General features: G+C 38.7%; 17 protein-coding genes. 2 read left to right on the top strand and 15 right to left on the bottom strand.

Going from position 1 to position 23,480, the window contains the following annotated elements; genetic code table 11:
- Nucleotides 1-37: 37 nt before the first annotated feature.
- The 15 genes from IM793_RS03605 to mraZ all read right to left on the bottom strand — a co-directional run bounded on the left by IM793_RS03605 (nt 38) and on the right by mraZ (nt 17,470).
- Complete coding sequence (locus tag IM793_RS03605; RefSeq protein ID WP_193419781.1) at nt 38-289, bottom strand: hypothetical protein; 252 nt, start codon at nt 287-289, stop codon at nt 38-40.
- A gap of 267 nt (nt 290-556) precedes the next feature.
- Complete coding sequence (ftsZ, locus tag IM793_RS03600) at nt 557-2,185, bottom strand: cell division protein FtsZ (protein WP_193419967.1); 1,629 nt, start codon at nt 2,183-2,185, stop codon at nt 557-559.
- A gap of 129 nt (nt 2,186-2,314) precedes the next feature.
- The gene (gene ftsA / locus IM793_RS03595; protein ID WP_121282312.1) at nt 2,315-3,673 is read right to left on the bottom strand and encodes a cell division protein FtsA; all 1,359 of its coding nucleotides are present in this window, start codon (nt 3,671-3,673) and stop codon (nt 2,315-2,317) included.
- A 5-nt stretch (nt 3,674-3,678) separates the two neighbouring features.
- Nucleotides 3,679-4,899, bottom strand: a complete 1,221-nt coding sequence (locus IM793_RS03590) for a cell division protein FtsQ (protein ID WP_193419780.1) — start codon at nt 4,897-4,899, stop codon at nt 3,679-3,681.
- Nucleotides 4,892-6,247: a UDP-N-acetylmuramate--L-alanine ligase gene (gene murC / locus IM793_RS03585; RefSeq protein WP_193419779.1), complete on the bottom strand. Its 1,356-nt coding sequence runs from the start codon at nt 6,245-6,247 to the stop codon at nt 4,892-4,894. The genes IM793_RS03590 and murC overlap by 8 nt, the downstream gene beginning before the upstream one ends.
- 167 nt (nt 6,248-6,414) lie before the next feature.
- Nucleotides 6,415-7,527 carry an undecaprenyldiphospho-muramoylpentapeptide beta-N-acetylglucosaminyltransferase gene (murG, locus tag IM793_RS03580; protein WP_193419778.1) on the bottom strand — a complete coding sequence of 371 codons (1,113 nt, stop codon included), beginning with the start codon at nt 7,525-7,527 and terminating at the stop codon, nt 6,415-6,417.
- Between the two features lie 113 nt (nt 7,528-7,640).
- The gene (locus IM793_RS03575) at nt 7,641-8,054 is read right to left on the bottom strand and encodes a GxxExxY protein (protein WP_193419777.1); all 414 of its coding nucleotides are present in this window, start codon (nt 8,052-8,054) and stop codon (nt 7,641-7,643) included.
- Between the two features lie 41 nt (nt 8,055-8,095).
- Nucleotides 8,096-9,283 carry an FtsW/RodA/SpoVE family cell cycle protein gene (locus tag IM793_RS03570; RefSeq protein WP_193419776.1) on the bottom strand — a complete coding sequence of 396 codons (1,188 nt, stop codon included), beginning with the start codon at nt 9,281-9,283 and terminating at the stop codon, nt 8,096-8,098.
- Between the two features lie 15 nt (nt 9,284-9,298).
- The gene (murD, locus tag IM793_RS03565) at nt 9,299-10,687 is read right to left on the bottom strand and encodes a UDP-N-acetylmuramoyl-L-alanine--D-glutamate ligase (RefSeq protein WP_193419775.1); all 1,389 of its coding nucleotides are present in this window, start codon (nt 10,685-10,687) and stop codon (nt 9,299-9,301) included.
- Between the two features lie 126 nt (nt 10,688-10,813).
- A complete protein-coding gene (gene mraY / locus IM793_RS03560) occupies nt 10,814-12,061 on the bottom strand; it encodes a phospho-N-acetylmuramoyl-pentapeptide-transferase (protein WP_193419774.1) in 1,248 nt (415 codons plus the stop codon).
- The gene (locus IM793_RS03555; protein WP_193419773.1) at nt 12,061-13,518 is read right to left on the bottom strand and encodes a UDP-N-acetylmuramoyl-L-alanyl-D-glutamate--2,6-diaminopimelate ligase; all 1,458 of its coding nucleotides are present in this window, start codon (nt 13,516-13,518) and stop codon (nt 12,061-12,063) included. Before IM793_RS03555 ends, mraY begins: the two co-directional genes overlap by 1 nt.
- A gap of 78 nt (nt 13,519-13,596) precedes the next feature.
- Nucleotides 13,597-15,699, bottom strand: coding sequence for a penicillin-binding protein (locus IM793_RS03550; RefSeq protein ID WP_193419772.1), 2,103 nt, complete (start codon nt 15,697-15,699; stop codon nt 13,597-13,599).
- Nucleotides 15,689-16,111 (bottom strand): FtsL-like putative cell division protein, encoded by a 423-nt coding sequence (locus tag IM793_RS03545; protein WP_121282303.1) that lies wholly within the window; start codon nt 16,109-16,111, stop codon nt 15,689-15,691. Before IM793_RS03545 ends, IM793_RS03550 begins: the two co-directional genes overlap by 11 nt.
- Complete coding sequence (gene rsmH / locus IM793_RS03540) at nt 16,108-17,013, bottom strand: 16S rRNA (cytosine(1402)-N(4))-methyltransferase RsmH (protein WP_193419771.1); 906 nt, start codon at nt 17,011-17,013, stop codon at nt 16,108-16,110. Before rsmH ends, IM793_RS03545 begins: the two co-directional genes overlap by 4 nt.
- Nucleotides 17,003-17,470 carry a division/cell wall cluster transcriptional repressor MraZ gene (mraZ, locus tag IM793_RS03535; RefSeq protein ID WP_193419770.1) on the bottom strand — a complete coding sequence of 156 codons (468 nt, stop codon included), beginning with the start codon at nt 17,468-17,470 and terminating at the stop codon, nt 17,003-17,005. Before mraZ ends, rsmH begins: the two co-directional genes overlap by 11 nt.
- A gap of 509 nt (nt 17,471-17,979) precedes the next feature.
- Here mraZ and IM793_RS03530 point away from each other — a divergent pair.
- Both IM793_RS03530 and IM793_RS03525 read left to right on the top strand, forming a co-directional pair.
- Nucleotides 17,980-19,551, top strand: a complete 1,572-nt coding sequence (locus IM793_RS03530) for a PepSY domain-containing protein (protein ID WP_193419769.1) — start codon at nt 17,980-17,982, stop codon at nt 19,549-19,551.
- A 775-nt stretch (nt 19,552-20,326) separates the two neighbouring features.
- Nucleotides 20,327-23,473 (top strand): SusC/RagA family TonB-linked outer membrane protein, encoded by a 3,147-nt coding sequence (locus tag IM793_RS03525; protein WP_227256127.1) that lies wholly within the window; start codon nt 20,327-20,329, stop codon nt 23,471-23,473.
- Nucleotides 23,474-23,480: the final 7 nt, after the last annotated feature.

Raw genomic sequence — 23,480 nt, 5'->3', positions numbered from 1 at the left:
CGATTTAACATGCCAGGTTTTCATTTTTCTTATGGATTTAATTATATATAATAACAAAAAGATACATCGCCAATAAACCGATTAAATAGCACGCAGCCAATTTTTTATTATTTTCTTTATAGTTTCTATAAATCTGCACCCCTAAAAGAATAGTAACAAAACTAATTGCAGTTATTAAAGCTGGAATTTTTGAGTCGTATACTCCATAAAAAATGGTAGTAATAATGAATAACACTATTATTAAGGGATTTATAAATTTATCAGAGGCATATTTTTTATCATTAATCATATCAAGTTAATAAGTATCTAATTTGAAGTAAAAACTGTAATATTTTAAAGGCTTTATATGAAGAATGGCTAAAGTTTAAGTCTAGCATTAATTGATGAAATCTAAAATAGTTTTATGACTAGATAATTAAATCTACAAAAAATAACCTAAATAAAAAATAAAGATACATTTCTGATCTACTTAAAGCTACAGATTAAAGTAGTTAGCTTAAAACCAAAAAAGCCCCTGATGTAAAATCAGGGGCTTTAAAATTATATTTGGTTTGTTTTAATCAACGTTATCGTGGAGAAAAGAATTGTTAGGCCTGATCTCTGTACCACCGTCCTGGTCGTTGCTTAAAGTAAACCTGCTCACCTGCGATTCAGAAGAATGCTGAACCTGTTGCAACTGCATTTGCTTGCGTTTGTAGGCAGGTTCGTTTTCCAATTCCTGTAAACCATTGGTTGTACGCAATTTCATACTCAAATCTTTTAAACGTAAAATGCGTTCTTTAGATTTTTTCAATTGCTCTTCCATTGATTCGTCACTTTTGTCGTCATCTAATCCAAAAACCGGCATTTCGATTTCTGGCTCAGGTTGTGGCATAGGTACTGACTGGGCTACTGGCGTTTCGAATACATAGTTGGTTTCTGCCAATTTAACTTCAAATTCAAATCCTGTTTCTTTGGCTTCTTCAACCTGAGGTTCTTCTTCAATTAAAGTATGGCGAACCACATTATTTTCCGGCTCCTGAAATTTTTGAGGTTCCGGCTTATTAAACATACCACCGAAAAGATCTGCCTGCGAAACTTCTTCCTTCGTTTTTAAAACAGGCTCATAAGATGGCGTTTTAGGTTGAATGAAAGAGTTTACTGGTTCAACAGGACGAACCAGCGGCGCTTCTTCTGGTGTTAAAAGTGATATTTTCTTTTTATTTTTTTCTTCGTGTACGCGCTCTTCTGAGGTTTGGAAACCTGTTGCAATAATGGTTACAGAAAGTTTATCGCTTAAAGATTCGTCGGTACAGTTACCCCATATTAAGTCTGCTGACAAACCAGCTTTCTCCTGAATATAATCGGTAATGATCGAAACTTCATCCATCGTTACCTCACGCAAACCAGAACTTATATTTAATAAAATATAACGGGCACCTTCGATTTCGTTATCTTTTAAAAGCGGGGAAGCCAAAGCACCTTCAACTGCCTGTAATGCACGGTCTTCGCCCTCAGCGGCAAAGCTACCCATAATGGCTACGCCACTATCTTTCATTACGGTACGTACATCCTTAAAATCCACGTTGATATAACCTGGAACTGTAATGATTTCTGCGATCCCCTTCGCAGCTGTAGTTAAAATATCGTCGGCCTGGCCAAAGGCAGAACCTAAGGTTAAGTTTCCGAAGATCTCGCGCAGGCGATCGTTAGAGATCACCAGGTACGAATCTACATATTTCTTCAACTCTTCCATTCCCTCGTCGGCCTGCAGTTTACGTCTTTTTCCTTCGAAAGAAAATGGTGTAGTAATGATAGCAACAGTTAAAATGTCAAGTTCTTTAGCTGCTTTCGCAATGATTGGAGAAGCCCCTGTTCCGGTACCACCACCCATTCCTGCTGTAATAAAAAGCATTTTGGTTGTACTACCTAACATGGCCTTAATATCATCTATATTTTCTATAGCTGAGTTTTTACCAACCTCAGGAATAGAACCAGCTCCCATTCCTTCGGTTAAACTAGCGCCCAATTGTACCTTGTTGGGTATAGGACTAGATTCCAAAGCCTGGGCATCTGTATTACAAATAATAAAATCCACACCAGTAATACCTGACAGGTACATATGGTTCACTGCGTTGCCGCCACCGCCCCCAACACCAATTACCTTGATGATTGAAGACTTATCTTTTAACATTTCGAACTGCATATCTTTATGAATCAGTTGTTTAAAAATTTTTAAATTCTGTTCATTACTCAATGTAATATTAACACTTTTTCAACAGACGTTTTCCACAACTGTTAATAATGTGGAAAACTCATCTTTTGTGGAAAAGTATTAGCTTTTTAAGTAATCTTCATCACTCACATTCATATCATCCTGAATGAAAGTTTTTGTTTTTGCCAGTAATTTATCGAACAAACCAGGTCCTCGCTTCTCTTTTTCTTTTGCTGTTTTTGGTTTTTCTACAAAAACACCAGGTTGTTTCATTTCTTCAATTAACTCTTCTGCTTTCTGGATTCCTTTGATCAGCAAGCCTACACTGGTCGCATACATCGGGCTTTTCAGATCGTCGTAAATGGCTTTAGGCATATCTTCATATTTAGATAAATGCTCATTCGGGTAACCAATACGGCAATCTAAACCGGTTACATATTCAACCGCCTGAGATAGGTGTTTTAATAAAGCACCACCACCTGTAATTACAATACCACCAATCAGCTTTTTCTCATATCCGGAAGATTTGATCTCGTAATATACGTGTTCGATAATTTCTTCCATACGCGCCTGAATGACATAAGCCAGGTTTTTAACCGAAATTTCTTTTGGTTCGCGACCACGTAATCCCGGAACACAAATAATTTCGTTTTCTTTATTTTCCTCAGCCAATGCCGAACCAAAGCGTGTTTTTAACAACTCGGCCTGGTTACGCATTACAGAGCAACCTTCTCTGATATCTTCTGTAACACTATTGCCACCGAAAGGGATAACTGCTGTGTGACGGATAATACCTTCATGGAAAATGGCTATATCTGTAGTACCACCACCAATATCAACCAATGCAATGCCCGCTTCTTTTTCTTCCTCGCTCAACACCGATTCAGAAGAAGCTAATGGCTCAAGAATTAAATCCTGAGTTTGCAAACCTGCATTATTTACACATTTGATAATGTTTTTTACGGCCGTAACCTGACCAGAAATGATATGGAAGTTAGCTTCAAGGCGAACCCCTGCCATACCGATCGGATCTTTAATTCCTGGCTCATTATCGATGGTAAATTCTTGCGGCAATACATGGATGATCTCCTCACCCGGAGGCATTACCAGCTTAAACATATCATCAATCAACTTATCAATATCCCTTTTACCGATTTCGTTGTTTAATTCTCTTCTTGTTAAAATTCCTCTGTGCTGTAAGCTCTTAATATGCTGACCAGCAATACCCACATTTACCACTTGTATCTCTACATTGGATTGTCCGCTTGCTACTTCAACTGCCTGAGCAATACCCTGCACTGTTTTTTGAATGTTAGAAACCACTCCGCGTGTCACTCCCGCCGATTCTGCCTTGCCTATTCCTAATATTTCTATCTTACCGTGTTGCGTTCTACGACCAACGATAACACAAATTTTTGTAGTACCGATATCCAATCCTACTACGATGGGCGACTGACTGGTAAATTTTGCCTTGTCCATATTCGTTAATTTTGCTGAGTTTTATACTGTTTTTCTAAGGCTCTGATTTCTTTTTCTCTTGCTGCTTTCTCTTTTTTTAATTGAGCCTCAGATTTTGCCGGCTTTGGCTGTGTTGTTACCGTTTGCTTCGGTTTGTCTTTTTTATCCGCAGGTTTAGTTTCCTTTGGTTTTGCGGCTGACGTAACCGCCGGCTTTTTGACTTCTGTTTTAACTGGCGTTATTTTTTTCGGTTCTACCTTTTTAGGTTCAGTTTTTTTTACTTCAACCTTTTTTGGTTCAATTTTTCGAACTTCACTTTTTTTAAGCGCTTCTTCTTCCTGTTGATCAGGCTCAGGGCGATCGTCCATTTCCGCCACAATTGTACTTTTGATTAATGAGTCGGTCACACTTCGTTGTATCCTCAAACTATCTGCCGCCGAAATTGTTTTCGCTTTTTTTCCTAATCCTGTCGAATCTCTTTTTTCGCAAACAATCTGGTTGGTATATTTAATGTTGATCGTTCTATAAGTATCCCATCCTACCTGCGGCATTGCTTTTTTATAAAACAATAACAGGTTTTTCATTTTCTTCTCAAGCGAATCAGCATCACCTAAAATAATCCGTTGATTACCGACCCTCGGGATCAATTCAATATCGTTTTTCTGATCAACCACAATCTGTTCGATCTGTGAATCCCAAAGGGTATCTTTTTTAATGTATTGGGCAGTTTTATATAAATCTCGTGCCAACTGGGTATGCAGACTATCAACGCGGCTACCAAAAACCTCAGTAATATGACCTGTTGCCACCAGCACATTAGCGGTAAAGTTTGATGAAATAGGCATTTTCAACCCATCGTTATCAATATAAAAATCCTGTCCGTTCTCGTTCAATATGCGAAGGATAGGCTGGCGCTGTTTTACTTCGATGTGCAACACCCCATCCATATCAACGTAAACTTTCGCAAATCCGATATACGGGTTAGACTGCAGTTTTTTCTCGATTTTATGAATATTGATATTTTCGATGTTACGGCCTAAAAGCACACCCTGGTCTTCTTTTAAAATAGCGTCAATTTCTTCACGCTCAATAAAATTATCTGCTCCGGGAATCAGAATCTTAACATCAGTGCATTTAACAGTCTGTTTCTTCACATTGATAAAACTCAAAAGCACCACCACTCCTGCCAGGCTGATCAGCCAGGCAAAGCCAGTAAAAATTGCGCTCCAGTTTATCCGTTTAAGCATTGTTCAAAGTATTTTTAAGGGGTTCGATAATCGTATCGATATCTCCCGCACCTACTGTTAAAATTAATTCAGGTTTTGTGTGCTCAACATGCTGAACCACAAAATCCTTTTCACATATTTTTTTATCTGCTAAAGTAATTTTATCCAATAAAAACTGTGAATTTACCCCCTCAATCGGCAATTCTCTTGCCGGATAAATCTCCAGTAGCATCAGTTCATCAACAGTACTTAAAACTTTTGCGAATTCATCTGCGAAATCTCGTGTCCGTGTGAATAAGTGCGGTTGAAAAATTACCGTTAATTTTTTATCGGGATATAATTGCCTCACAGCATCAAAACAAGCCCTCAGTTCTTCAGGATGATGCGCATAATCATCTATATAAATCTGATTGGAATTATTCACTATATATTCAAAGCGGCGTTTAACACCCTTAAAATTGGCAACCGCTTGTTTTACCTTTTCTGCATCGATTCCCAATTGCAGCGCAATAGCAATGGCAACCGTTGTATTTTCGACATTGTGCTTACCAGGAAGCAATAAACTGATATCTTTTATGCGCTGCGTGGCATCTGCATAATCGAACACAAACTTCGAACCTTCTACCCTTAAATTTTCTGCCTTTGCTGTAGCAGTTGAACTTGCAGCATAACTGATGCTATTTTCCAAAGGCAATCCTTCATGTGCATAAAGTGTACCTTCGCCCTTGAGCTGCCCGGCAAATAACCTAAAAGATTCTTCGAGATGGCTTTTATCTCCATAGATGTCCAAATGATCGGCATCCATAGAAGTAACAACAGCTACATCAGGGTGTAGCGTAAGAAACGAACGGTCATATTCATCGGCTTCTACTACCACCACATTATTTTTCCCGAAAAGCACATTACTGTTATAGTTACTGGTTATTCCACCTAAAAAAGCTGTACAATCGTATCCGGTATCCTTTAAAATATGTGCAATAATGGATGATGTTGTGGTTTTGCCATGTGTACCCGCAACCGCAATGCAGAACATTCCTTTACTAATAATCCCTAAAACTTCTGAGCGTTTTTTAAGCGCAAAACCTTTATCTATAAAATGGTTTAAAATTTTCGAATCTTTCGGAATTGCTGGTGTATAAACTACAAGTGTATCATCCTGATGATCCAAAAATTCACCAGGCAACGAAGATACCTCATCCAGGTAGGTAATAAGAATACCTTCACTCGTTAAGGTTTCGGTCAGTTTAGTTTTGGTTTTATCGTAACCACAAACCACCTGTCCGCGTTTAGCAAAATAACGGGCAAGCGCACTCATGCCGATACCACCGATACCTACAAAGAAAACCCTGTTTATTTTACTTAATTCCATTTTTTTTAAGCTAAAAGCAGAAAGACTAAAGCTTAAAGCTTTCTTTCCACCGTTCTATTTTAAGTTTGAAGCGAAAGACCAAAGCTTAAAGCCTCCTCTCTATCTTCCAGTTATATTTTTATTTTATTTACTACTTATTCCTCCCTTTAGCCTTTGGACTTTCAGCTTTAGTCTTTCAGCTTTATAAGTTTCAATACTTCATTCGCAATAATTTCATCTGCCTGTGGCAATGCCATCTTTGCCAGGTTTTGAGCTAGCGTTTCGCAGTGCTCTTTATTCGTTAGCAATACCAATGCTTCCTTAACCAGGGTATCTTCCGCAGAGCGGTCGTTAATTAATATTGCTGCTCCATTTTTAACCAGGGCCATGGCATTTTTGGTTTGATGGTCTTCTGCTACATTTGGCGAAGGCACCAAAATCACCGGCTTCTTAATTAAACAAAGTTCTGCTATGGTTCCCGCTCCTGCCCGGCTCACAATTACATCTGCTGCAGCATAAGCCAAATCCATTTTATTTAAAAACTCAAGGATCCGAACATTGGGGTGATAGTCTAAACCCAATCTCTCGATAATTCCTTTATAGTAATATTTACCTGTTTGCCAGATCACCTGCACATCTTGTGCAAGGATATCGGGCAAATGTTTTTCAATCGCTTTATTCAGTGTACCTGCGCCTAAACTTCCACCAGTAACCATAATGGTCTTTTTCAATGGATCCAGCTTTAACAATTCAGCACCCTGAAAATGTTTTCCTTTAATATCAACCACTTCCTGGCGAACAGGATTTCCAGTTTTCAAAATTCTATCAGCTGGAAAAAACTGATCCATGTCATCAAAAGCGACACAGATTTTCGAAGCCTTTTTGCCTAGCCACTTATTGGTTATTCCTGCATAAGAATTCTGTTCCTGGATGAGGTAAGGAATTCCCTTCAAAGAAGCTGCGTACAATAACGGTCCTGAAGCATAACCACCAACACCTACTACAACATCTGGTTTAAAATCATTAATAATCTGTATAGCTTTACGCACACTTCCGATTACTTTGAGCGGGAGTGCCAGATTTTTAATAATCGAGCCGCGTTGCATCCCGCTAATGTTTAATCCTATAATTTTATATCCGGCTGCAGGAACTTTTTCCATTTCCATTCGGCCTAGTGCGCCCACAAACAAGATTTCACAGGTTGGCACCATGCGTTTTAGCGCATTGGCTATGGCTACGGCGGGAAAAATATGCCCACCGGTGCCACCACCTGATATGATAATTTTTGGGGAATTATTCATTTTAAACTATTTTTAATGTTAACTATTTCACCACAAAAGACACAATAGTGAACAAAAGTTATTTTTTTTATTTTACTGTAAGTATTACTAAACGAACAATAGTTAATATTCGATTATTCAGGTAATAGTCTAAATAAATCATTTACGTATGTCTTTTGCCCTTCACTGTATAAATTAACTGTATTGAAATTATAAATGATTCCCTTTGGAGAACCTAATAGCTTCATATAAGTAATAATTTGAGCTTCATGAATAGGCATTAATTTATCAACAGACTTTAATTCAACTGTTAATATATTTTCAATAAATAAATCACACCTCAAATTTGCATCTATAGCCATTCCTTTATAATTCACTGGCACAAGCATTTCAGTCATAAAAGAAATCCCTCGTAACACTAGCTCATGTTTCATGCATTTATGATACGCACTTTCTAACAATCCAGCTCCAAGAGCCTTATGCACTTCAATAGCAGCCCCATTGACCTGATAAGTTAAATCCGTTAGGTATGCTTTACTAGGTTTCATTTTAGCTATTGTGTTCTTTTGTTTCTTTGTGGTTATTTTATTTATCCAAATGATGGAATCTCTCCAACAATTATTTTATTATTTGTTTTTTCTTCCTTCGGTGTCAGTTTTGCGTTTTCTTCTACATCGCGGCTTACACTCAATATAATCCCAAAGGCCACACTGGTAAAGATCATTGATGTACCGCCCATGCTTACCAATGGAAGCGGCACCCCTGTTACCGGCCCCAAACCTACCGCTACAGCCATGTTGGCAAAAGCCTGAATGGTGAGACTAAAACTTAGTCCTGCAGCCAGCAATGCCCCAAAGGCCTTAGGCGCCCGGGTTACGATTTTGATACATCGGTATAAAAGCACCAGGTATAGTATCATGATTACAATTCCTCCCACGGTTCCCCACTCTTCAATAATAATGGCGAAAATAAAATCGGAATACGGGTGTGGTAGGAAATTGCGTTGTGTACTATTACCTGGTCCTTTACCAAAAACACCACCAGTAGCCAAGGCAATTTTTGCCTGATCTGCCTGGAAAGTTTTGTCTGAATGCACCAATTCAGGATGCATAAAGGTTTTTATACGTGATTTGTAAGTTTCCCTCCTTGGGCCTAAGAAACCTACAATTAACAATAATACTAAACCACCAGCGCAAACAATTGAAATCTGCTTGATACTGATACGACCAATAATTAACAGTAGAATACTTACACCGAATAACATTAAGGCCGTAGACATGTTTGCCAATGCAATAAGTACGAAAACCGTACAAACTGAAGCCATAATAGGAATAAATGATTCTCTTAAATCTTTAATATTTTCCTGCTTTTTGGTCAGCATCCTTGCTAAAAAAGTAATCAGCGCCAGTTTTGCCAAATCGGACGTTTGAAAAGTCAATCCTATAACAGGGATTTTTACCCAACGGGATGCATCGTTAAGGTTTGTTCCAAAAATCAATGTATAGACCAAAAGTGGGATGGTAATAATCATTAATATTTTAGAAATACCCGCATAATAACGGTAATCCAGCAGGTGGGCGATATAAATCATACCAATACCCATCAACACAAAAATTAAGTGTTTGGTAAGCAAAAGTTTTTCTACGGCTTCTCCTTTTTTATAGGCTAAGGTACCTGTTGCACTGTATACCGCCATAACAGATATAAGCGAAAGCAAGATGATGATCAGCCAGATCCATCTATCGCCTTTTGTTTTATTAAGTAGTGCCTGCAACATCTATTGTACCTCCTATTATAATTCTCTAACTGCCGCTTTAAACTGGTTACCGCGGTCTTCGTAATTTTTAAACAAGTCAAAACTTGCACATGCAGGTGATAACAATACTGCGTCGCCACGTTTAGCCAGGTGAAAGGCAATCTGCGCTGCTTCATCAGCCGAAAAAGTATTTACAATTACTTCTACATCATCCTCAAAAGCATCGTGGATACGTTTGTTGTCCTTACCCAAACAAACGATAGCCTTAACCTTGCTTTTAACAAGGTCTTTAAGCATATTGTAATCGTTTCCTTTATCAACACCACCCATAATCAGCACTACATCACTGGTCATACTTTCTAAAGCATACCAGGTAGAGTTTACATTTGTAGCTTTACTATCGTTGATAAAATCGATCCCCGAAATTTTGGCCACATGCTCTAACCTGTGCTCAATATTTTTGAAATTGCCCATGCTTTCGCGGATGGTCTCATTTCTTAATTCTAAAACTTTAGACACAATGCCTGAGGCCATAGAATTGTAAATGTTGTGCTTGCCCTGTAAGGCTAAATCTGAAATAGACATGGTTAGTTGGTTATTTGGTTCTGTAAGGATATGTATCGTATTTTCTTCTAAATAAGCTCCAATCGCTACTTTTTTAGTAATAGAAAAAGGAAAAGCTTTTGCTATCGGCTTAGTCAGCGCAATGGCTTTCAGGCTCTCTTCGTCATCTGCACAATAGATGAAAACATCATCTGCAGTTTGGTTTTGGACAATGCGCATTTTAGATGCAGCATAATTCTCCAGTTTATAATCGTACCGATCTAAATGATCTGGGGTGATGTTTAGCAAAACCGCGATATCGGCTTTAAATTCGAACATATCATCAAGCATAAAGCTCGAGATTTCCAGCACATAATATTCGTAATCTTCTGTAGCCACCTGTGCGGCAAAACTCTGTCCGATGTTACCGGCCAGGCCTACATTTAACCCGGCATTTTTCAAGATGTGATAGGTTAACAGGCTTGTGGTTGATTTACCATTGGAACCTGTAATGCAGATGGTTTTGGCATGGGTATATCTTTTAGCAAATTCAATCTCTGAAATCACCGGAATACCTTGAGCTACCAGCTTTTTAACAATTGGCGCTGCAGACGGAATACCCGGACTTTTAATTACTTCCGTTGCATTTAGAATTAATTCTTCAGTATGCTTTTCGGATTCGAATGGTACGCCAAGCTTTTCTAATGCGGCTATATATTTATCAGTAATTACACCGTAATCGGAAACAAATACCTCGAAACCTTTGGCCTGAGCCAATTTTGCGGCACCTACTCCACTTTCACCGGCACCTAAAATAACCACACGGCCATGCCCGGTCATTGCTGACTTAGTATTGCTTGCTGTGATGTTATTCGTGCTCATTTTTTATTTTTTTAGTATCAAGTAACTGGTATCAAGTATCGAGACGGGAATACCTCCACACTTTAACTTTTTTATTTTTCTCTCTTTTATCTTTCAGCTTTTCCCCTCAACCTTCAAACCCTCTACCTACCTCAGTTTCAATGTTACAATCGTCATAATTGCAAGCATGATTCCTATAATCCAGAAGCGGGTTACAATTTTGGCTTCGTGGTATCCTTTTTTCTGGTAATGGTGATGCAAAGGCGACATCAGGAAAATCCTGCGTCCTTCTCCAAATTTCTTCTTGGTATATTTGAAGTAGGAAACCTGCATAATTACCGACACCAGTTCTACCAGAAATATTCCACATAAAATCGGAATCAAAAGTTCTTTACGGATCATGAGTGCAAATGCGGCAATAATACCACCAATGGCCAAACTTCCGGTATCACCCATAAAAATCTGGGCAGGGTAAGAATTGTACCAAAGAAAACCTACACACGCACCAACAAAGGCTCCGGCAAAAATCATCAGCTCTGCCGAATTGGGAATGTACATGATGTTGAGGTAATCGGCCATGATCGTATTACCTGAAACATAAGCCAGAATCCCAAGTGTAATGCCTATTACAGCAGAAGTACCTGTAGCAAGACCATCAATACCATCAGTAATATTAGCCCCATTTGAAACCGCTGTAATAATAAATACGGTAAAGATCAGGAATATGATAAACGCATATTTCTGGTAATCGCCACCTAAAAACTTCAATACCTTGGCATAATCGAACTCATTGTTCTTATAAAAAGGCATATTGGTTTTTGAAGATTTTACATCCTGGGTATAATAAAAGGTTTCTCCTTTCTGGCGCAATACCATCGGAACCGTAGAAGTGCTTTTAACATTATCCTGCACGGTTTCTCTTACCACAATATTAGGGTGAAAATACATGGTTGTACCTACAATTAAGCCCAAACCTACCTGGCCAACTACTTTAAAGCGACCAGCTAAACCTTCCTTGTTTTTTTTGAATACTTTGATATAATCATCCAAAAACCCGATTGCACCCATCCAAATGGTGGTAATAATCATCAGGATGACGTAGATATTGGAAATATTGGCAAATAACAAGGTCGGAATAAGAATACCCAGCAAAATAATGATACCACCCATAGTTGGCGTACCTTGTTTTTGCATTTGTCCTTCTAATCCTAAATTTCTTACCGTTTCTCCAACTTGTTTTTTATGCAGGTAATCTATCAACCTGCGGCCATAAACGGTAGTAATGATCAACGATAAAATAATAGAGATAGATGCACGAAAAGTGATGTATTGAAACAACCTTAAACCGGGTATATCATAATGCTTATGCAGGTATTCGAATAATAAATATAACATTAGCTGATTGGTTTTAATTGTTCAAGTAAAATTTCTTTATCATCAAAATGGTTCCTTACGCCATTAATTTCCTGGTATTTCTCATGTCCTTTACCCGCAACAAGAATAATATCTCCCGGTTGCGCTAAATGACAGGCTGTCTTTATCGCTTCTCTTCTATCTAAAATGGATAAGGTTTTACGCTGATTGCTTGGTGAAACCCCAACTTCCATATCGTTAATTATAGTCTGGGCATCTTCTGTTCGTGGATTATCTGAAGTTAGAATCACCTTATCACTCCAATCGCAGGCCACCTGGGCCATAATCGGGCGTTTTGTTCTATCACGATCTCCACCGCAACCGATTACGGTAATTACCTGTTCGGTTCCTTTGCGGATATTGGCAATTGTACTCAACACATTCTGAACGGCATCTGGCGTATGGGCATAATCTACAATACCAATAATCTTATTGGCAGAAGTGATATAATCAAACCTTCCTTCAGCACCTGATAAACGGCTCAACAAGGTCAATACTTTTAGTTTATCCTGTTCCAGCAAAATTGCGGTTCCGTAAACAGCGAGTAAGTTATACGCATTAAAAGAGCCTACCAGTTTGAAGTAAACATCTTCATTATCGATATCCAGGTGTAAGCCACTGAACTGGTTTTCAATTATTTTAGATTTGAAATCAGCCAGTTGTTTAAGGGCATAGGTTTTTTTATGTGCTTTAGTATTCTGCAGCATCACCATACCGTTTTTATCGTCGATATTGGTCAATGCAAATGCCGATTTAGGCAGCATATCAAAAAATGCCTTTTTTGCTTTCAGATAAGCATCAAAAGTTTTATGAAAATCTAAATGATCATGTGTTAAATTTGAAAATACCCCACCAGAAAAAGTTAATCCTTCGATCCGGTGTTGTGACACGGCATGCGAACTCACTTCCATAAAGCAAAAATCGCAACCTGCATTTACCATATCCCTTAAAAGCTGGTTTAAGGCAATAGGATTCGGTGTGGTGTGCGTGGCAGGCACTACAGTATCGTTAATATAATTCTCTACTGTTGATAAAAGCCCGGTTTTATAACCTAAATCTTTAAATAATTTAAAAAGAATGGTAGCAATGGTGGTTTTTCCGTTTGTACCGGTAATACCAATCAGTTTTAAGTCTGCTGAAGGATTTCCAAAATAATTACCGGCAATAATCCCTAAAGCAACCGATGTATTTTCTACTTTAATATAAGTAACCGTAAAGTCCTGGATTTCTGGTAAATTTTCGCAGATGATTACACCTGCGCCTTGCTGAATGGTTTGCTCAATAAATTGGTGCCCGTCAGCCAAAGTCCCTACTATTGCAAAAAAGATATCATCTTTACCTACTTTACGCGAATCGAAATTCAGCGCACTGATTTCCCTATCGGTTTTACCAACCAATTCTTTAATCGTTACGCCGTAAAGTAAATCTTGTAATTGCATTTTTTTATTTTTTTTTTAGTATTAAGTGGTGAGTATCGAGTAGCAGGACCTTAAACCCTATACCGTTTACCTTACACCTTAATTCAACTCTATTTGTACACCTAATCCCTTACCCACCTTCGTTCCGGCAGCAATAGATTGGCTGATTACTTTTCCTGATCCAAAAACTTTTGTTTTTAAACCAGCGTTACCTAAAAGGTACAATGCATCTTTCAGTCCCATTCCTGCAACGTTTGGCATTACACCTTTACGCTCGCTATTTTCCTGAAAAATTGTTCCTGCACTGGTATCTATAATATTGTAATACTCAGATTTTGAAGCAAAAAGCGGCTTAAATCCGAATGCTTTATATACTTTCTGAGTTGCTTTACTCTGTCCGGCTTTTGTTGGTGGTGTTCCGGTATTACCAACCAGGCGAGTAGGTACATCATTGTACATCTGCATATCGCTGGCATAAATACGGTCGGCAATTTCCCTGAACACCGGGCCTGAAACTGTAGCACCATAATAGGCACCTTTAGGATCATTGATTACGACGATCAAAGAATACTTAGGTTTATCTGCCGGAAAATATCCCACAAAAGACGCCTGATATTGCTTATTGGCTTTATATCCCTTATTCGCATCAGCTACCTGGGCGGTGCCCGTTTTACCCGCAATCGGATATAATGGATTATAAACAACCTGCTTTCCACTGCCCTCAGTCACTACCCCTTCAAGCATTTTCTTGATTTTGCTCAGGGTAACATCCGAACAGATTTTATCATTAATCACCCTAGCTTTAAACTGTTCAATCGGATTGCCCAATCTTCTGATTTCTTTTACAAAAATTGGCGCCACCATTTTCCCATTATTTGCTACCGCATTATACATCGTAAGCATTTTTAGCGGCGTCAACTGCATTTCATAACCATAAGCCATTTGCGGAAGGGTCATGTTTTTGTTCCAGCTTTTGTTCGTTTTAGGATTTTTAACTACCGGCATTGCCTCGCCAGGAATCTGTAAATCCATTTTTTGGTTCAGATGCCAATCATATAAGTGATCGGTAAATTTTATCGGATCGTTGCCATAATGCATGTTGATCAGCTTTGCAATTGCTGCATTAGAAGACGTTTCAAAGGCTTTTTTTGCGGTAACTGTTTCAATTTTCGGGTGTGAATCCGTAATCAGCTTTCCAGGGATCTGATAGTACCCGGTTCCAATCATCGTATTGGTATCGATTAGCTTATCTTCCAAAAGCGCCATGTAAGAGGCGAGTTTAAAAGTTGAGCCCGGATCCTGATTACCTGCAATGGCATAATTGAATTTTTCTTTATAAACCCCTTCTTCCACTTTAGAGAAATTGGCTACCGCACGGATTTCACCTGTTGCCACCTCCATCAATATCACGGTACCATGATCGGCCTGCGATTTGATCAGTTGTTTTTCCAAAGCACTTTGTGCCAGATCCTGCATGTTTACATCAATGGTAGAGATAATATCAGCACCATCTTTGGGCGCTACCTCAGCCTCTTCGTTTACCGGAATATAAACACCGCCTGCGATACGCTGCATTAATCTTTTTCCGGTTTCACCATTGATGTATTCTTTATATGCACCCTCTAAACCCACTCCGTTTTTAACATTGTCGTTTTTATAACCAATGGTACGGGCAGCCAGAGCCTGAAAAGGAAGAATCCGCTTGTTCTGCTGAACGGCGATTAAACCGCCACTGAACTTACCAATATTATATAAAGGAAAAGTTCTGATGGTTTTAAGATCGGCATAACCTACTTTACGGTGGATCAACAAATAACGCGCACTATCCTGGCGACCCTTGCGCAGGTAACGGGCATATTCTTTTGCGGTTTTATCCTGAAAAATCTGCGATAATTTATATCCCAGCGAATCTACTTTTTCATCGAACACTTTACTATCAGCAATACCGCCGGCAAACATATCCATACGCAGTTCGTATTCCGGTATCGAAGTAGCCAGCAAACTCCCGTCGTTAGAATAAATATTCCCACGTGTAGCTTCCACATTTACATATCGTGTAGAAAGACTATCCGCCATAGCTTTCCATTTTTTCCCTTGCACATACTGCACCTGACCGAGGCGTAAAAACACCGCGAAAGCAAAAAGCACAATTAAGCCAAATGCCAGATATACACGAAGCAAGATGTTTGCTCTAATATTCATCGCTTTTAACAATTATTTTTTTTGGTGGTTCAATCAGTTCTTTTATACCAAGGGTATCTACCTTTTTAGCAACCTCCGTCAATTTACTCTTGAACATCAGGTCGGCTTTAAGGGATTTATACTCCCATCTTAATTCTTTTACTTCTTTATTTAATTTATCAATACGGCGTACATTGTTCACCGCAAAATGGCTATTGGCGATATAAATCATTCCCAAAAGGGCCAGAAAACACAAATAAGGCAAAGCATCAGTTGCCGCCTCCTTACTTACTAATCCATCATTAAACAGCTTGCTGATAAATGAATTGCTATCCATTTTTTCTTCAGCAGTTTTTGGCCTTTTGGGCACGGCTTTTAATTCTGGTTCAGGCCCAACCTCTTCCTCTTCTATCTCTTCCCTAAACCTGTTCATATCTTTTCTGCAATTCTAAGTTTCGCACTGCGGGCCCTATTGTTTTGCGCAATCTCCTCATCAGTGGCAATTATCGCTTTGCGTGTAATTACATTAAATGGCTTTTGCTGATTCCCGAAGAAATCTTTTTCTACCTCTCCCTGAAATTTCCCTTTCGCCATAAAGTTTTTAACCGGCCTGTCTTCTAAAGAATGATATGACATCACCACCAAATGACCACCCGGTTTCAGCACATCAGCAGCCTGCATCAAAAAATCTTCAAGCACCTGAATTTCTGCATTCACCTCTATACGCAGCGCCTGAAAAACTTGTGCTAAATACTTGTTTTCTTTTCCCTTTGGAATATAACCGGCAATAGCTGATTTCAAACTGTCGATATCAGTAAAAGACTGTTCTAAACGCGAAGTCACAATAGCTCGCGCCAGAGATTTCGCATTTTTAACTTCCCCGTAAATCCCAAATATCTTATGCAGCTTATCTTCGGTATAGGTATTCAATATTTCAGCGGCTGTTAAATCGCGGTGCTGATCCATGCGCATATCCAGACCTGCATTATGACGGATGGAAAAACCACGTTGCGGCACATCAAACTGATGAGAGGAAACACCAAGATCAGCCAGAATACCATCAACCTGCTTAAAACCTTTTAAACGGAGATTATTTTTCAGAAAACCGAAGTTCTGGTCGATAAAAATAAAACGATCATCAGCAGGAACATTTGCCTGAGCATCAGGATCCTGATCAAAGGCTATCAATCTTCCTTTTGGACCGAGATGTTTCAAAATCTCTTTCGAATGACCACCACCACCAAAGGTTACATCAACATAAACCCCATCAGGCTTAATATTCAAGCCATCAATACACGGCTGCAACATTACGGGTACATGATAATTATTCGCCATCAGCCCCTCCTTTCTTTCTACCCATTACCTGCTCAGCAAGGTTTGCAAAATTCTCAGGTACATCATCAAAAATATCTTCGTAAGATTTTTTGTCCCAAACCTCGATACGATCTAACTGACAAGCCAATACAAGATCACTCCCTATACCTGCATAATCAACCAGCGATTTTGGCAAAAGCACACGACCAGCTGCATCGAGCGAAAGCTCGGTTGCACCCCTGGTAAACGAACGAATAAATTCTCTGTTGTTTTTTTCGTAGATGTTCAGCTTGCTTAAATCGGTAACGATGGCATCCCAAACTTTCTTTGGATAGATCACCAGGTTTTTCTCAAAACCTCGGTTAATGATCAACCCTTCTTTCTCAGAATCAGGCAATTGTTTCTTAAGCGCAGCAGGTACCATAAGGCGGCCCTTTGCGTCAAGTTTACAATCGAATTCTCCTAAAAGTTGGGTCATAGTGGTATCTACACTTTTTATCAAGTGTAAAAGTAAATAGTTCTACCACTTTTTACCACTTTTTACCACAAAAAAGTTTTCCACATCTTTTTTGTTACAATAATGGTCAGCCAATATAGTTAGAATAAGCTTACCAGCACAATCAAAAAGCCATTAACAACTGATAATAAGCAGGTTAAAAATACATTATTTAAAAGTGTCAGGTCCGCCCAATTTTCACCATAAAACTTAAATAGCTTTAAAATTGAGCGGCTTAATACCTGATATTCTGGTGTAATATTCCTCAATTATCGCGTCTCAAAGATCACAACTCAGGCCAAATTAAAGAATGTCTGTCCTGGAAAATAAGCAAACTAAAATTGGACAGTTGTTGGCCTGCCAATGTCTTCATGTCAATCTAAAGCACCTTATTTAGACTTATTAAATATAATTTGCACAATACCAATTAAAACGATTTCTTTGTGGGTATAAACCAACGTAACTTTTGCAAAGCTGTAAAACGCTCCAAAATGAAATCAGAACAGAATTCTAAAAAACTAAACTGGGCAAAACACCAAAAAAGGTGGTTTGGTAAATGGCATCTTTATATTGGCATTATTGCCGGGGCAATTGTTGCTTTTATAGGCATTACAGGAAGCATACTTGTTTTTCAGGACGAGATTGACCGGGCTTTGAATCCAGATCTGTTTGAGGTGATTGCGCAAAAGCAAAAACTGCCGGTGGAAGAGATTGTGCCACTCATAAAAAAGAACTATCCTAAGCTAAAAATCGATTACCTGATGCTAAATAACTTCAAGAACCCCAATGAAGCTTATAGCATAATCAATTTAAAAAGTAATGAAGAAACTTTCATTAATCCCTATACCGGAAAAATAGGTGGTAAAAGAATACATACCAGTTCTTTCATCCATGTGGTTACTGAACTGCACCGGACACTGCTGATTCCGGTTGCCGGACGATATATCTGCGGACTGGCTTCTCTCTGCCTTTTAATCCTGACGATCTCTGGTCTGCGTTTATGGATTCCAAAGAAATGGAAACAATTAAAATCGGCACTTAGCGTAAGGTTTAGCGGATCATTTAAACGCCAAAACTACGATTGGCACAATTCACTGGGTTTTTACTCCTCGCCTATTGTAGCAATATTAAGCCTTACCGGTTTCTCAATCACTTTTTCTACGCTTGTTATTCCGCTATTATTTTTGCTTAGCGGAAAATCGCCGCAGGGTGTTGCCCAACTCCTGGGTGCTAAATCAGCATGGCATGCGGAAGCTACCTCATTGCCACTTACAGCTATTGTTCATGCAGCCAAGGAAAAAATGCCCAATGCTTACATTGGCGGTATTGCCTTTCCGGCAGATAAAATGGGGGCATATCGTCTCGACATGCTGAGTGGAAATCTTCCGAAGGTTGGAAAACGGGAAATGTTGATTGTAGATCAATACACAGGCAAAACATTATTAAACAGCCGCAAGGATTTCCCCAATGTCGGTAATGCTTACCTCAGCTGGTTAACACCTATCCACTACGGAAGCTTCGGTGGCAGGCCTACACAAATTATCGCCCTTATTGCCGGCCTAATGCCGCTTGCGCTTTTTATTACAGGTTTTATAATCTGGTGGCCACGTTACAGGAAACAAAAGAGAGGCAAAAAGCGTAAAACAAATGAAGCAGCTTTAGATGAGGCATCAGAAACTCCGGTAACTGAAAAAGAATTAAAACCAGTGAAAGTTAAAATGCCCCTCCCTAAATTGGGCAGCTATTTCCTGATCCAGTTTAAATCAGGATTAAAATATGTCATGATTATCCTACTGATCAGTTTTATTATGGGGGCACTCTATGGCCTTCCTTCGGGAATCATTATCCAGCCGGCCATTTTCATTGTGGCGTTTAGCTGTGTAATGGTCTGTTTAAATTTCATCTGCGCCTTGTTATCTGAAATATTCAATATCCTGTTTTTACTTCCATTTAGAAAAGGCAGCCATAAGGTAACACGATATTTTGCGCTATCAACGGCATTTTTGGTATGCTATTTAGCTGTTTATATGGTGCTGCTTAATACGGGCTTAGAAGTTTTTTAGTATGAACGTTTAGGCATTCTCTTGCAGTCAGTTGGTAACAGCTGACAACACCCCACGTCTGAAAACACATCGTGGCTATTTCTTATGTATAAAGTCTTTTAGTTGCTTTTCGAACTTGCCAATGGAGTAAGCTTCATCACTATTGATAATTTGGCACTGCTTTTATCTGACATACATTAACCAAAGTACAGGAAACCTTGGTTCTGGTAGCGGTTATTTTCGCTACAGTTTAAGCCTGATAGTTTTACTGGCTGCCCGTTTTCCGTTCACTTCAACAGTAATGTTCTATCGGCCGATAAAATTCTTTGGGCTCAGCAAGTAAATGAATGCAATCAGATTCTGTAGTTGCCTGCACACGGCAGGTATACCTGCCGTGTGCAGGCAACCTAAACCAACCAACTTTTTTCTTGAGGATGTAATTAACTTATTAAGCAGTTAAACACATTTGGATAGCTAAAAATTCTCTTTGATTAATTGAATTTTAACAAAAAATTGAATTGTAACAATATTTTTATAAATTACAGCAACAAAATTAAATATCGCCATATCAACCTAAAAGTAAACAACCTAAAACTTGAATATTTAAACACTTAACAATACAGAACTAAAACTAAACTATTCAAATTTGCACCTCCTAACTAATCATTGTTAAGAGTTCATAAAACGTTTTATGTTTTTTATTCAACAGTGCTAAAAATCATTTGTTGCGGTTTCAATGCCTAAGGCTCGACATTTAATAGAGTAAACTAAAACTAAACTAACAAATTGTATGAAAATGAGTAACATTTATTCTGCTATCAATGCGCTAGAAATCAAAATTCCTAGCGCAACCAAAGGTCTGCGGAACCTAGCACTCGTAGCTGTAGCTGGTCTTTGCTTACAAAATGCAGCCAGGGGTGAAGGTACTGTAAGAAACAAAAACATCATTCCAATGGTAAACACTCCAAAAAGTGTTAGCTACAAACTAGCTAAAACGATCAATGGATTGGTAACTGATGAGACCGGGCTTCCACTCCCTGGTGCAACTGTGGTGGCTAAGGGAACTAGCGCTAAAACACTTACAGGAAGCGACGGTAAGTTCGTGCTAAACATTCCTGATGAGGCCACAATTTTGGTGATTTCGTATGTCGGCATGGATTCGCAAGAGGTAAACATTAGTAATTTAACCAATGTAACAGTAAAGCTAAAACCTTCCGGTAATGCAAACTTAACAGAGGTGGTAGTTACTGCTTTAGGTGTAAAACGCGAAAAAAGAGCACTTACCTTTGCTGCTCAGCAACTCGCTGGTCCAGAATTAACAAAAGCTGGTAGTCCCAATTTCATGGAAGCTCTAAGTGGCAAGGCTGCAGGTGTTGATGTGGGGATAAGTAACTCTGGTGTAGGAGGATCAACAAAAACAGTATTAAGGGGTTCTAAATCAATTGCGGGAAACAGCGAAGCTCTTTTTGTAATTGATGGTGTACCGGTTGTAAATAACAAAGGCGGGCAGCCGGGATCTTACGGAGGCACTGATGCAGGTGATGGTTTATCAGCGCTAAATCAGGATGATTTTGAATCAGTTACTATTTTAAGGGGCGCAAACGGTGCCATTTTATATGGAAGTCAGGGTGCAAATGGTGTGATTTTAATTAATACAAAAAAAGGTCAAAACGGCAAAATCGCGATTGCTTTAAATTCTATAACCAATTTCAGCAGTGCTGCTACATTACCAGAATTTCAGTTCAGTTATGGAGCTGATGCCGGAAATGATAGGAGTTGGTCTAAAACCAAAGGAAATTACCAGAGTAATTATATCGATGATTTTTTTCAGACCGGCGTGAATACGATTAATTCGGTATCAGTATCTGGAGGGAATGAAAGAACAACCACTTATTTTTCGTACGGTAACAATTATGCAACAGGTATTGTACCAACCAGCACTTACAACAAGCATAATGTTACGTTAAGTCAGGAAACAAAATTATTTGATGACAAACTTACTTTAAGCGGTAATGTGAGATTTTCTTACGAAAAGTCTAAGAACCGCCCTGGTGCGGGTTATTACAACAACCCAATAACAGGGTTATATCTGTTTGCACGGGAAAGAAATTTTGATGATTACAAAAACAATTATCAAATTTTTGATGCTACCCGAAATCTGTTTAAACAAAACTGGTACTCCAGCGAGGAAAAACAAAATAACCCTTATTGGGAGTTGTATAACGACCCAAAACTTTCTACCAGCAACAGAGTAATTGCTACTGCAAAAGCATCGTATGCATTTTTACCACATTTTAAGTTTGATGTACGCGGGAACATTGATTATAACGACAGACTATTAGACTACCGTTACGCTGCTGGCGGAAACTCGGTAAGTGTAAGTTCTAACGGCACCTGGAATTACACTAAATATAATGACAAAGCCTTATATGGCGATGCTATTTTAAGCTATGATAATACTTTTGGTAAATTAAGCTTGAGCAGTGTACTAGGCGCAAGCATCCAAGATTATACCTTTAACGATGGGATGACTTTTGGAAACGGTACAGTGCCGCTTCAGTACCCAAACTTTTTTAGTTTTGCAAACCTGCCATATAATCTGGTTATTAACCAAACTTACAGCAGAGTTCAGAAACAAGGCTTATTCGCCAATGCTTCATTGGGCTTTAAAGATATGATCTATGTTGATTTGGCTGGCCGAAACGACTATGCCTCTACACTAGCTACCACCGGAAATGACTCCTATTTTTACTATTCAGCTGGTTTATCGGCAATCATTAGCCAAATGATAACCATGCCTAAAGAAATCAATTTCTTAAAGTTAAGGGCATCTACATCGCAGGTAGGTAACGAGGTACCCTATAACATTGTAAACCCTGGCAATACTATAGGTGGTGCAGGTGGTCCGGATGGCATAGGTGGGATTAACAGAAATACACAAACCCCATTTGCAACATTGGTGCCTGAAAAAATAATCAGTAATGAGATTGGTTTAGAAGGTCGTTTTCTAAATGATAGGTTAAGTTTTGATTTTACTTACTATAAAAATACCAGTACGAATCAATTTTTATCTTTAACAGCGCCTTCTGGTTCTGGTTATACTTTTTATTATGTAAATGCCGGTAAGGTAACGAACCAGGGTTTTGAGTTAACATTTGGTGGAGATCCTGTAAAAAATGATGACTTTAAATGGAACTCAACACTTAATTTATCGCGCAATAGAAATAAGATCGTAGAACTTATCGCCGAAAATCCTGAATACCAGGTAGGTAGTAACGATGAAGGATTTAATTCAATCATTAAATCCGGAGGCTCTTTTAACGATTTGTATATTTTTAAGCTTGCGCGTAATGCAGCTGGCCAAATCATATTGGATGCCGATGGAAAGCCAACCAGAACAGCAATACAAGAATATGTAGGAAATTTAAATCCTGATTTGATAACGGGTTGGAATAACACCTTTACATACAAAAACCTAAGTTTAAGTGCATTGGTATCGGCTAAGTTTGGTGGTGTTGCCTTTTCTAAAACCGAAGCTTTCTTAGACGCATACGGTGTAAGTAAAAGAACAGGCGATATTCGCGATGCTGGTACAACCATGCCCATTAATGCCATTAAAGGTAATACACCAGTTACATCAATCGATCCGGTAGATTACTACAACGTGATAGGTGACCGAAATGGAATTATGGAACCCTATGTGTTCTCACGTACTAATGTTCGTTTAGCACAAATATCATTAGCCTACAATATACCAATAAAAGGTTCGGCTATTAAATCTGCATCTGTTTCGTTAATTGGCCGTAACTTGTTCTTCTTCTACAAAAAAGCTCCATTTGATCCTGAGCAAGCAATGAGTACGAACAATAGTAATCAGGCAAATGACGTGTTTGCAGTTCCTGCTACACGTTCTTATGGTTTTAATCTGAAGTTGAACTTTTAATATATAA

The sequence above is a fragment of the Pedobacter sp. MR2016-19 genome, assembly GCF_014947265.1.
Lineage (GTDB): Bacteria > Bacteroidota > Bacteroidia > Sphingobacteriales > Sphingobacteriaceae > Pedobacter.
Note: the sequence above shows the minus strand (reverse complement) of the source record. Positions and strands in the feature narration are given on the sequence as shown.

Coding starts and splice junctions, on each gene's coding strand:
- mraZ (WP_193419770.1), bottom strand. CDS start 17,470: ATGACCCAACTTTTAGGAGAATTCGATTGTAAACTTGACGCAAAGGGC.
- murG (WP_193419778.1), bottom strand. CDS start 7,527: ATGAATAATTCCCCAAAAATTATCATATCAGGTGGTGGCACCGGTGGG.
- IM793_RS03550 (WP_193419772.1), bottom strand. CDS start 15,699: ATGAATATTAGAGCAAACATCTTGCTTCGTGTATATCTGGCATTTGGC.
- IM793_RS03530 (WP_193419769.1), top strand. CDS start 17,980: ATGAAATCAGAACAGAATTCTAAAAAACTAAACTGGGCAAAACACCAA.
- IM793_RS03590 (WP_193419780.1), bottom strand. CDS start 4,899: ATGCTTAAACGGATAAACTGGAGCGCAATTTTTACTGGCTTTGCCTGG.
- mraY (WP_193419774.1), bottom strand. CDS start 12,061: ATGTTATATTTATTATTCGAATACCTGCATAAGCATTATGATATACCC.
- ftsA (WP_121282312.1), bottom strand. CDS start 3,673: ATGGACAAGGCAAAATTTACCAGTCAGTCGCCCATCGTAGTAGGATTG.
- IM793_RS03555 (WP_193419773.1), bottom strand. CDS start 13,518: ATGCAATTACAAGATTTACTTTACGGCGTAACGATTAAAGAATTGGTT.
- IM793_RS03570 (WP_193419776.1), bottom strand. CDS start 9,283: ATGTTGCAGGCACTACTTAATAAAACAAAAGGCGATAGATGGATCTGG.
- rsmH (WP_193419771.1), bottom strand. CDS start 17,013: ATGGCGAATAATTATCATGTACCCGTAATGTTGCAGCCGTGTATTGAT.
- IM793_RS03525 (WP_227256127.1), top strand. CDS start 20,327: ATGAGTAACATTTATTCTGCTATCAATGCGCTAGAAATCAAAATTCCT.
- murC (WP_193419779.1), bottom strand. CDS start 6,247: ATGGAATTAAGTAAAATAAACAGGGTTTTCTTTGTAGGTATCGGTGGT.
- IM793_RS03605 (WP_193419781.1), bottom strand. CDS start 289: ATGATTAATGATAAAAAATATGCCTCTGATAAATTTATAAATCCCTTA.
- murD (WP_193419775.1), bottom strand. CDS start 10,687: ATGAGCACGAATAACATCACAGCAAGCAATACTAAGTCAGCAATGACC.
- IM793_RS03575 (WP_193419777.1), bottom strand. CDS start 8,054: ATGAAACCTAGTAAAGCATACCTAACGGATTTAACTTATCAGGTCAAT.
- IM793_RS03545 (WP_121282303.1), bottom strand. CDS start 16,111: ATGAACAGGTTTAGGGAAGAGATAGAAGAGGAAGAGGTTGGGCCTGAA.
- ftsZ (WP_193419967.1), bottom strand. CDS start 2,185: ATGCAGTTCGAAATGTTAAAAGATAAGTCTTCAATCATCAAGGTAATT.